We start from the raw sequence: 11,513 nt of genomic DNA on the forward strand, positions 1-11,513 counted from the left end.
ACCGCGACGGTGTCACCTTTATGTCATCAAAAACGTGACAGCGATGCTCGCGCATGCCGCCGCTGTATTGATCGTAAAAAGGCTGGCGTCGCCTTGACATCCTCCATATGGATGGCGGGGGTCAGGAAGTTGGCAGGCAACTATGTCGGAGACTACTGTCGCTGCCGTCATCCGGTTTGGAGGCGGCCGTAGGCGTGCCTGCTCTTCGTCCAGTTTTTCGCCTGCCTGGCGCCTCCTGCTCAGTCGACGCCGGGCCTGGGGGCGCCACCCGCGATTCTGCCAGCAGCTGGCGCGCCAGGGCGCTTCGGCCTCGGCCCGTTCGGCCGGCGCTGCGCCGCGCCCAACTCTGCCTGCACCCGCGTCCAGGTCGTGCGCCGCTGCGCGCTGAGTCTGCTCGGCGCTTGCAAGCCCATCGGCGGGCACCACATGCAACGAAAACAAAGGCATACCTACGTAAGCGCTTTTTTTTTCGCTTGCCGGCGACCTTCCAACTCAAGGCGCCCACTTTTTGCCATTTACGCCGCTGCCTCGGCACCTCGCTTGGCGCCCCGATCCAGCGAGATTGAATGCCGCCCCGTGCTGCGCTGTCAAACCTAACGAACCATCATTTCACGCACCGCTCCCCCCGAAACGTCACCCATCGGTGCGGACACGAACATTTCCAGCCTGCACAAAGGTTGAGCCAGCCGCGGCGGGCGACTAAGCTCGAAAGGCGCGTCGACAGCAAACGTGCCGCGCTCTTCTCTGTTACTCCAATGCGGCGCACGTAACCCCATGGCTGATATGGCAAGCGTGGCCGGCGCGTCTGGGGCGCAATCGGACGTCGAGCCTCCGGCCACCGCGGGCCCATCTGAAAACGGTGCATCTCCATTTCGCTTCGATGCGCACGGGACCAGGTCCGCGTTCGCGGATGCCAGAAGAGGCCAACTCTTTAGCCATGTCAGCGCGGACCATGCGACGATCTACCGCGCGATTATGGATGTGTTCGCGAAGGCGAAGGCACAGTATCGCCTCCAACTTCGTCCCGACGAGGTTCTCACCGAGATCGCCCTGCCGGCCGGTATTGCCCGTCCGGACATCGATCAGCTCACCCAGCACCTAGACGCGCTGGTGCGCTGGGGAAACCTCGAGGCCCAGCAGGACATGGCGCGCTGGTCCTCCATCGCAGATTTCAAGCGCAACTACAAGATCTACCGCCTCTCAAAGCCCGGCGAGGCCGTCGAGGCGGCCTTGCAGCGCTACGACGAAGTCCTTCGACAACGCGCGGAGCTTCAGACGGTGGCTCTCGCGGATATCGAACAACTTTTGCGCGCCCTTGTCGCCCTCACTAGTAGCAAGGAGCTGGATGCAGACAAAGTACGATCGACATTGCGAGAGTTGACGGGTGTGTTTGCCACGATGACGGAGAACGCCGCCGCCTTCATGGCTGGCGTGGATCGGCACCTTAACCCGAGCGACGTCGAGGTCAACAACGTCGAGCGTTACAAGAAGCAACTGATCGACTACCTCGAGCGGTTCGTGAGCGACCTCGCGCGCCGCGGTGACACCATTTCCGATCTCATCCAGGCACTTGATAGCCATATAGAGAGCATGCTCTTCGCGGTTGCAGAGCGCCTGGCGCCAGACGCCGCACCCGACGCCGAGCAAGACGCTGAGCAAGACGCCGCCCGTCGCACGTGGGAATCTACTGACGCAGTCCTCGCCATCCGGCGGCAATGGAAGGACCGATGGACTGGCCTGCGTGGATGGTTTGTCAATTCCAACAATGACCCATCGACTGCCGACCTGCTCCGCCAGAAGGCTCGGTCAGCGATCCGTCAGCTTGCCATCGCGATCAAGGAGATTAATGATCGCCGCACCGGGCGCAGCGACCGCTCCACCGACCTGCGCACACTAGCAGCATGGTTTCTCTCATGCGATAGCGAGACAGACGCACATCGACTTGCGCGGGTGGCTTTCGGTTTGAACCCGGCCCGACACCTACCGCTGGACACGGCACAAGAGGAATATGTCCCGCCCAGCACCCCGTGGGCTGAGGGACCGGCGCTCCGGATCTGCCCCCGTCTGTATCAGTTGGGCGACGGCCCACAGCGCGGTCAGTTGCCAGGTGTCAAGGATCGTTCCGCCGATCGGCGGCGCATCCAGCAGTTGATGGAAGACGAGTCGAATCAGGTTGCGGAAGCGAGGCGCCGTTTTGCCACGGCGCTACCAATGCGGCTGTCTGAGCTTGGCGCCCTGAATACCAACGAATTCGCCCTCTTCCTCGCACTGCTAGGCGAGGCGCTCGACCACCAAATCGGCCCCGACGCTCCCACCGACATCCTGACCGGCGATGGATCACTGCTCGTGCGGCTTGAACCGCTAGGTGCGGACACTCACGCTGAGATTTCAACACCAAGCGGTACGCTCGCCGGCCGAGACCACCTAATCACCATAACACCTGCCTGGTCATGACCGAGGAAGACAACGTGTCTGGCGCCGACGCGCCCGCCCCCTCTGAAATCGCCGCGAAGCCACATGCCTATGAGCGCGAGGAAATGCGACTCGCCATGCGCGCTATCCTGATGACGCCGTTGATGTCCCCGGATCATGACGAATTCGGGCTGGTGCGACGGCACGCCAAGAGTTTGCAGGAGTTCTTGCGCCGCGAAACAGGCTGGGATCTGAGGGTGTCACCGAATGGCGCGAGACTGCGCAAGATACCCGCAGATTTCCAAGACGGGACTCGAGGGATTCCCGACTTTGACCGCCGGCGCTATGCGATTTTTTGCTTGGTCTGCGCGATTTTGAATGGGTCGCAAGCGCAGATCATGCTTCAACATCTAGGCGAGAAGCTGACCCTGGCAGCATCCGACGAAGCGCTTACCGCCCGCGGATTCGTCCTGAAACTAACCTCCCGTTCCGAGCGGCAGGACCTGGTCACGGTTCTCAGGACCCTGCTGACCCTAGGCGTACTCCAGCGTGTAGACGGCGACGAAGACAAATACGTCGCCGAGCAGTCCACCGAGGTGCTGTACGACATTAACCGTTGGCTGCTGAACGAAGTCATTACCGCGGTGCGCGGTCCGTCGACGGGCATTCGGGACGCCATTTCGACCGATGAGCGTGTGGAGTGGCTCGCGAAGGAAACAGTCTTCGACAACGAGGACGCGCGTCGCACGGCGATGCGCCATCACCTTTCACGGCGGTTGCTCGACGACCCGGTGATCTACTTTGCTGACCTTGACAAGGAAACCCACAGTTACCTCGCCACCCAACGCGGCCTGATGGCGGCCCGATTGTGCGATGCCATCGAGATGTCCGCCGAGCAACGCATGGAGGGCGTCGCACTCGTCGATGAACGCTGTCAGATGACAGATCTGAAAATGGGCGGTGACGGCACGATTGGCCATATCACCCTGCTTGTTGCCGAGTACCTTTCCCAGAAACACATTCGGGCAAGGCGCGACACGTACGAACTGGCTGCTTATTCGGCAATAACGGACATCGAAGACTTCGTACGGAGTTGCATCCCCACACACGGCTCACATTGGCGCAAGGAGGCGCGTGAGCCCGGCGCTGAACGATGGCTCGCCGAGGAAGCCCTCGAACGGCTTGAGAAACTGAAGTTGGTGGGGAAAGACGGGGAGCGAGTCTTCCCGCTTCCGGCCATTGCCAGATTCGCCCTTGGGACACCTAAAGTCAGCAAACCCGCCAGAACGCGAGCCTATCGATGAAAGATACCGACCACACTGATCCCCGGCACGACGATGAGATCCCTACGCCGACGATGTCCCGCTGGCAACCGATGCGAATCGGTCTCATTGACATTTACCTATACGACAATGAAGAGTTCGCTTTCTATGATGGCAAGCTGAACCTTCGCGGACGCAATGGTGCCGGCAAGTCGAAGGTCTTATCGCTGACCATGCCGTTCCTGTTCGATGGCTTTCTGATGCCCAGCCGGATGGAGCCTGACGCGGACCCCGGGAAAAAGATGCTGTGGAACCTGCTCCAAGGGAGCATCGACCGCCGCATTGGGTATGTCTGGATGGAATTCGGGAGGTTACGTGACGGCGATGAACCCGAGTACGTCACGTTGGGAGCCGGATTGTCTGCGGACAGTCGCCGGCCCAATGTGGACCATTGGTTCTTCATGATCGATGCCGGCGTCGCTGGGAGGGTCAACGATGACCTCTCCCTCATTGGCAACGGCAATCGTGCACTCACCAAAGACGGGCTGCGAGAGGTGCTGGCTTACCGGGGGCGCGTATTTGATACGACGCAAAGCTACCGCGACGCGGTCGATGAGCGTCTGTTCGGGGTGGGCACGACGCGGTACGACGCCTTGATGAATACGCTGATTCAGTTGCGCCAACCGCAACTGAGCAAACGCCCCGATGAGCAGTTGCTCTCCAATGCCCTCACCCAATCCCTTACGCCTCTACCAGCCAACCTCGTCAACGACGTATCTGAGGCACTGGTATTGCTTGATGAGCACCACGACGAACTTGAGAAATTCAATGAGCTGCGGAGGTCCGTGGCAAAGTTCGAGCGCCATTATCGTACCTACGCCGGCATGCAGACCCGGCGCAAAGGAAGACTCCTTCGTCAGGCCCATGTGGACTTCCAGACGGCAAGTTCTACCCGCCACGCCGCCACTGACCGGGTGAGCGCCGCGATCGCAGCCCAGGCCCGCGTGGAGATTGAACTCACCACCACCAATTCAGAGAAGGAACGACAGCAAACTCGCGTGAACGTCCTACGAGATGATCCAGCCAACAAGGATTCCTATCGGATGGCGATGGCTGCGGAGGATGCGGCAGAGCGCCGGAAGGCAAAGGACGAAGCCGCAACCGAACTCGACGAACGACGCCGCAAGCTAGACGCCTCCCACACGGTTGCAGGCGAGCGAAAAGACCATTTTGACAAGATGGGGCACCAGATTGCCGACATCCGGCACGACGTCACACGCATTGCGGGTCTTGCCGGCGTGAGCCGAGCGATTGCGAACAACCGACTCATCAGCAGTGAAGCGACGGATCTGGTGGGGGCCGATGACGCCGCGATCCTTGCTGCGAAGACCGCGCTCTTTGCCGAAACCGGCGTGCGGCGCAGCCAGATTTCGGAGATGCGCCGAATGCATGGCGTCGTGAACACCGCGCAGAACAAATTCGAGATGTTTCGAGATCTCCGCCACGACAAGGAGAGCGCGAAGAAAGCCGCGGAAGAGCGCCTCTCACAGGCCGACAATGAACTGGACGCTGCCTCGGACGACCTCCTCGATGCGTGGCAACGCCATTTTGTAGGGCTGCGTCGGATTAAGGTGGACGTTGATGGCAACATGGAAAGACTGGCGGAGTGGATTCAGCGGCTAGAGGAAAAGAATCCCTGCCTGACTGCGCTCTTGTCGGGACAGCAAGAAGCTGTCGAACAGATTGCCAAGGAAGAGGCGGAAATCAAGCTCAAGTGGCTGGCGAACGAACGCTTGGCTGCCGACTTGCAGGGCGAGCGAGAAAAGTTGGTCGCCGGCGTTGATATCCCTCCTCCCCCACAATACACCCGTGACTATGAGGCTCGCTCAGGCCGACCTGGCGCACCTTTCTGGAAGCTTGTTGATTTCAAGCCGAAGGTACGGCCGGAACAACGCGCCGGAATCGAGGCAGCGCTGGAGGGCTCAGGACTACTTGACGCGTGGGTCAGCCCTAACGGCGCGATCACGGACGCCGAAGGCAAGGTTTTGCCTCTGGACGCCAACTGGAGTCAACGGTCGTCGGTCGCACAATCGCCATTGAAGACCCTTCTCGCACCGAGCATCCCGCCGGAATGCGACGTGCCGACGGCCGTCGTCGAGCGGTTACTCGCCGGAATCGCCTGTTCAGACAACGATCCCGGTGGTGAGGCGTGGCTCTCGCCCAGCGGGCGGTACCGCCTTGCGTCGCTGGCGGGCGCATGGACGAAACCCGCGCCTGCCTATATCGGCACGGCGGCAAGAGCCCAGGCACGGGCAGCGCGTCTTTCCCTCATCGATGAGGCTGAAAAGGAGCTTGGTGCCGAACGAACTTCGCTGCGCGAACAGATCAATACGGCTGTCCAGGAACAGGAGCAAGTCAGGAAAGAGCTCGAGGACATCCCCAGCGATGTCGGGCTACGCCGCGCACATCTGGCGGTGAAGAGCGCCACGGAGAGCCTGAACAGCGCAAAGGCGGAGTTTTCACGTGCAGATACCGACTGCCAAGAAGCCGAACGTAGGTTGCAGCAAGCCGTTAATAGGCGGCTGGAAGCCGCGACGGACATGGGCCTCCCCGTCGAGCCGTCGGGTCTCACGGCCGTCGAGGATTCCTTGACCGAGTTGGATCCGAAATTCCATGGGCTTGACCACCTAGTGTACGGGATCCGACAGGCGTGGCGGGATTATGAAACTGCCTCACGCCATGAAGACGATTGTCGCCAGGAATTCGCCAAACAGGAGGCGATCCTCGCGCAATGCCAGATTGACGACACACGCGCGGAAGCCCAACTTGCGGTTCTGCGGGAAACGATAGGCATGCGTGTTGATCAATACGAAGAGTTGATTACCGCGGCGAGGCATGCTCTCAGCATTGCTACTGACGCCTATAACGCGGCAAATGCCAAACAAGTTGCGGCGGCAAAAGAGGAAGGTGCTGCGAACGAGGCGCTCACATCCGCTGAGACCCAGGTGAAGGAGGCGGCAGACAATCGGTTTCGGGCCATCGATGCATTCAAGCAAGTTGCGGAGGCCGGTCTGATTCCTGCAGCGCTCCCTGCCATCGACATTCCCGATCTCACGCGGCCATGGGCGGTCGATGCAGCCTTGGGCCTCGCGCGCAAGGCCGAGCAGGAATTGAGCAACCTCGAAGACACCGACGAGGCGTGGAGGCGTTCACAAAGCGTCATCAATACCGAGTTTCGCGAATTGGATCATGCGCTCAATGCACTCGGTCATGAGGCCCACGGCACCCAGTCTGATTCAGGCATTTCGGTAAGGATTGTCTTCCAAGGGAAGGAGGAACAGCCGCACGCTCTGCTTATCCTTCTGGATGAGGAGATTGTGAGGCGCGAAAACCTGCTGAGTGTGCGCGAGCAAGAGATCCTTGAGCAGCATCTCAAGCAGGACATCGCCATCGAGATTCATCGGCTGCTTAGGACCGCCGAAAAGCAGGTGCATGAGATCAACAGGGAACTGGACAAGTATCCGACCGCGACGGGAGTCAAGTTCAAGCTTCAGTGGGAGCCGACCAAGGACAACGCCGGCTCAACGGCGAACTTCGAGCGCCTGCGTACAATCCTCCTCCAAAAAAGCGCAGAACTCCTAACAGAAGACGAGCGCAAGGAGATCGGGGATTGGTTCCTCCAGCGCATCAAAGCGGAGAACGAGAACCCGGACTCCTATGGCCAAAAATCGGCAGACCGGCTCGCAAGAGCACTGGACTATCGTCTCTGGCACCGCTTCCGCGTTCAGCGCTCTCAAAACGGCGGATGGAAGTCGATTTCCGACCCGGCATCCAGTGGAGAACGGGCACTGGGCCTGACTGTGCCGATGATTGCGGCCGTGGCCAATTTCTACAACCAGAGCGCGGGCCAACTCGCCCCGCGATTGATCTTGCTGGATGAGGCGTTCGCCGGCATTGACGACCACGCGCGTGGGGACTGCGCCAAGCTGATCCAGATGTTCGATCTGGATTTCATGATCACCAGCGAACGTGAATGGGCATGCTATCCAGCGTTCCCAGGCGTATCGATCTGCGAACTGCAACGGGCGCCCGGCGTGGATGCGGTCTTTGTCTCGCGTTGGAAGTGGGATGGAAAACAACGGCGACAGGTTACCGGGCGTAGCAATCCCACGACGTTGCAATGACTGATGCGCCCTCTCCTCGCCTTCACAACCTTCTCGGTGGCGATGACCGGGCGTCGCTACGGGCGCGCCTGCGCAGGGTCTTCGAGCGCGAGCGCCCCGAAGCACCCATTGCAGGCGTAGTCAATCTGAGGGGACTCCCCCCTGCCCATATGGAGACGCTCCGCCTGATTCTCGGGCGCCCGTACCGGCATGCCGACTCCATTTCCTTTTGCCTCGAGGACGTCGACTGGGCATTACACCGAGCCGGGCTCGCGCCAAGCCTGCGGATTGCGCTCGAAATGTTGGATGGGCCAATCGTCAACAAGGAAAAGGCCCGCACCGACGAAAGGCTCGCGTGGGAGGGTGTGGCCGACAGTTGCCAGGACCCGCCCCTGCAAAGATTTTTGGAATCCAGCCTGGGGCGCGGACTGATCAAGCGCTTGTCAACGCGAAGCCCGGAACGTGCGCGAATCCTCTGTCGCCATGCGGCCGAGGTCCTCCAGAGGCTACCCCTGAAGGGCGTGCCACTTGCCCAGTTGGCGGCCGAGACCCACGGTGATGCCCACGCACTGGATCGCAACAGGCCAATCGCGTCCCTGGTCCTCGCCGTGTTACGCCAGTCGTCCACAACACCCGACGACGAAAATGACGACACGACCCGCACCGCCGACGAGGTGGCGGAGGAGCGCGCGCGCGATACCTGGGCCCGCGCCGGCGTACTGGTCAACGAGCTGGCCCGGCCCGCGCTATGCCTGAACCTCCCGATGCGTCCCTCCGACAGGAGCAGATTCATGCGTGGCGAGCCCGGCTATCTGACCCTACGCCAGCTAGTGCGTAATCCCGAAACATGGGAAGTCGCGGGGATCGCCGTTTTCGTTTGCGAGAACCCAGAGGTCGTTACCATCGCGGCCAACGCCCTTGGTGCATCGTGTGCCCCGCTCGTCTGCACCGATGGCATGCCGGCTGCGGCGCAGCGGCATCTTCTCACCAGCCTCAAGCGTAGCGGCGCCGACTTGCACTACCACGGCGACTACGATTGGGAAGGCATTCGTATAGGTAACCACGTCATGCGGGCGTATGGCACGAACGCCTGGAGATTTGGTGCCGCAGAATACGAGCGCGTGGTTGCTGCGACCCGCGACAAGGACTTCCCCGCCACCGGCGAACCTGTCCTAGCAACCTGGGAGCCGGAATTGACCACGATGATGAAGCTCCGTAGTCAGTCTGCGCCGAAGAGCGTGTCGTGGAGGATCTATTGGGCGACCTGGCGGCGGGATTCCGCACCTAGGCGGAAAAAGGAGTTGGTATATCTTAACGTGCCGCCTTAGACACTTCTAAATGGAGGAGGCTTGCTTGTAGCGGCGCCGTCGGCATACTTGTCGTGCTCGATTGTGCATCCGGTAGATCTAGTGGCAACAAGAACGAAATTCGGGAACACGTGGTGGGGCGAACGCTGGCTAAACGCCCTGCAGCATATTGACCACGAGAACCGGTTGCCGCGCGGCCGCGCCTACGTGCGAAACGGCGCCGTGACCTCCATGGAGGTGTCCGGTAGTTCGGTCACCGCACGCGTCCAAGGCTCGCGCGTCGAACCATACAAAGTCAAAATCGACATCCCGCCCTTTCAGCGCGCGGATCGGGACAGCCTTTTTAAGGCCATTGCCGGCAACCCGGCGCTCATCGGGCGGTTGCTTAATCGTGAAACTGGACCCGGCGGTACTCGGGCTCAGCCAAAAGGAAGGCATCAATGTCTTCCCAACCGGGTGGCGCGATCTTCGGATGACCTGCTCGTGCCCGGATTGGGCGGTCCCCTGCAAACACCTGGCGGCCGTTATCTACGTCCTGAGCGCCGAGATTGACCGAGACCCTTTCTTGGTGTTCAGCCTTCGCGGGCTGGATCTGGTCAGTGCGCTCGATGATTGCCGGCTCAGCATCCAGAACGAGGTGAACCGGCCAGTGCCCACGCTGTCCGATCTGCTACCTATGGCGGCGCCAGTACGTCGAGGGGAAAAGCGGGAGGAGCAGGCGCAAGTCACCGAATTCAAACCGATCGATTGTTCTTCGATCCCTGACCTGCTCGAACCGCTGAGTCGGTTGCTGCCCGAGCATCCAAGTTTCTCTTTTCCAAGGGGGATTTCCGGGAAGCGGTCCGCAGCCGTCTCGCTAGGGTCGCCAAGACTGCCGCTAAGAACCTGGCCGGCGAGAGGGATGAGGACGATTACTCGCCGATTCTCCCCTACGACAAGCCACATATCCGCCAAGGCCTGGTGTGGCCATCGACACTTGGTGCAGCGATGAGCGGAGTGACTCGGGCCACCGCGCCGTCGGATTTCCTGGGTGCATTAGCACGTATTGAGGCAAGCGACCTACCCGACTACCAGCCGGAGGTGGCGGCCTTTTATCAACTCCGGCTGGTGACCTTGCACCTGCTTAGCAAGGGAGCGGTCACACCCCAGATCTATGCCCACACCAATAACGTCGCAGGGGTGCGATGGTTGCCCGCGATCGCGGACGAGCAGGTGAAAGGTGTAGTTCACGCCGTGGCACTGCCACCGCGCCTACTTACCGTCGATGGCCAGTCACGCCCACGGAAGACGGTGGAGCGGTATGCAGGAGCCCTGCACCTATGCTCCGTATGGCTCACGCACTATGTCCGCACATGGGCTGGCTCGCCTAACGGCGACATGATCCTTGGGCTGTTCTTCACTGACAACTACGCCCACTTCGACCGGCCCGGCGAGGGCGCTATCCCGGGCGCCATTCAAACCTCCCTCTCCGCCTTCCATCTCGCCGAGCGGCGATTCTCGCCCGTCCTGCGGGTGGACGATATCGGGGCGGGCTTCACGGTCGACATTGACGTCCAGGACAGAGAGCACCCGACCCGGGAACCAACAGCCTTGGCAACCGTCATCGCAGACAATCAATGGGGCAAGCACCGCTATGCGGTTCTGCAGACAATCTCTGTGCTCGACCAGCACTGCCCTCCCATCAACGACTACGTACAAAGGGAGGCCAGGACGCCGATCGCCGTGTCCTCGGCGCAGTTGCCGTCATGGCTGAATGACACGCTGCCCGTGCTGCGGCTGATGGGGATTCGCTCGCTTTTGCCGAAGGGAATGGAAGCGCTGTTGCGGCCGAAGCTCTCCATGCGAATTGCCGGGCAACCGCCGAGTACCGTCAGTTGGTTCCGGGCTGACGACCTGTTCTCGTTTGACTGGCAGATCGCAATCGGCGATCACATTCTCGGCAAGCGTGAGTTCGAGCAGCTCGTGCAAGGCGCGAGTGGTGTCTTGCGGATCAAGGACGAATACGTTTATCTGGATCCCAAGGAACTCGCCAGCCTAAGCGCTGCCCTCGCTGCGCCCCCGAAGGTGACAGCTCCGGAACTTTTACGCATCGCCATCGCCGGAGAGCTTGATGGCGCGGCAATCGCGCGAGACAAGAACGCCGAAGCGATCCTCCGAAAATTGCAGGATATCGAGCCATGCTCGTTGCCTGACGGGCTGGAAGCACAACTGCGCCCCTACCAGGAGCGCGGGTTCAATTGGCTCTTTCGCAATGCTTGCATCGGCTTCGGGAGCGTCATTGCGGATGACATGGGACTGGGCAAGACCCTCCAGGTCATTGCCGCGATTCTCGCGCTCAAGCAGGTTGGCGCGCTCGATGCGGCCAAGGC

The 11,513-nt window shown here is 60.9% G+C and carries 6 protein-coding genes; all 6 read left to right on the forward strand.

All coding sequences use genetic code 11. The features are described 5' to 3' along the window. Positions 1 to 774: 774 nt before the first annotated feature. The gene (locus tag MKD50_RS28390) at positions 775 to 2,454 is read left to right on the forward strand and encodes a TIGR02677 family protein (protein ID WP_020384426.1); all 1,680 of its coding nucleotides are present in this window, start codon (positions 775 to 777) and stop codon (positions 2,452 to 2,454) included. Beyond that, the gene (locus MKD50_RS28395; RefSeq protein ID WP_012354409.1) at positions 2,451 to 3,716 is read left to right on the forward strand and encodes a TIGR02678 family protein; all 1,266 of its coding nucleotides are present in this window, start codon (positions 2,451 to 2,453) and stop codon (positions 3,714 to 3,716) included. The genes MKD50_RS28390 and MKD50_RS28395 overlap by 4 nt, the downstream gene beginning before the upstream one ends. After that, complete coding sequence (locus MKD50_RS28400; protein WP_012354408.1) at positions 3,713 to 7,858, forward strand: TIGR02680 family protein; 4,146 nt, start codon at positions 3,713 to 3,715, stop codon at positions 7,856 to 7,858. The genes MKD50_RS28395 and MKD50_RS28400 overlap by 4 nt, the downstream gene beginning before the upstream one ends. Continuing rightward, a complete protein-coding gene (locus tag MKD50_RS28405) occupies positions 7,855 to 9,165 on the forward strand; it encodes a TIGR02679 family protein (protein WP_012354407.1) in 1,311 nt (436 codons plus the stop codon). Before MKD50_RS28400 ends, MKD50_RS28405 begins: the two co-directional genes overlap by 4 nt. Positions 9,166 to 9,616: 451 nt before the next feature. After that, positions 9,617 to 10,135 carry an SWIM zinc finger family protein gene (locus MKD50_RS30750; RefSeq protein WP_081712770.1) on the forward strand — a complete coding sequence of 173 codons (519 nt, stop codon included), beginning with the start codon at positions 9,617 to 9,619 and terminating at the stop codon, positions 10,133 to 10,135. Beyond that, positions 10,132 to 11,513, forward strand: a 1,382-nt coding sequence (locus MKD50_RS28410; RefSeq protein WP_277343137.1) for an SNF2 helicase-associated domain-containing protein, incomplete at its 3' end; no start/stop codon positions are given. The genes MKD50_RS30750 and MKD50_RS28410, both read left to right, overlap by 4 nt.

The organism is Cupriavidus mimosae, from assembly GCF_023952485.1.
Classification (GTDB): Bacteria; Pseudomonadota; Gammaproteobacteria; order Burkholderiales; family Burkholderiaceae; genus Cupriavidus; species Cupriavidus taiwanensis_C.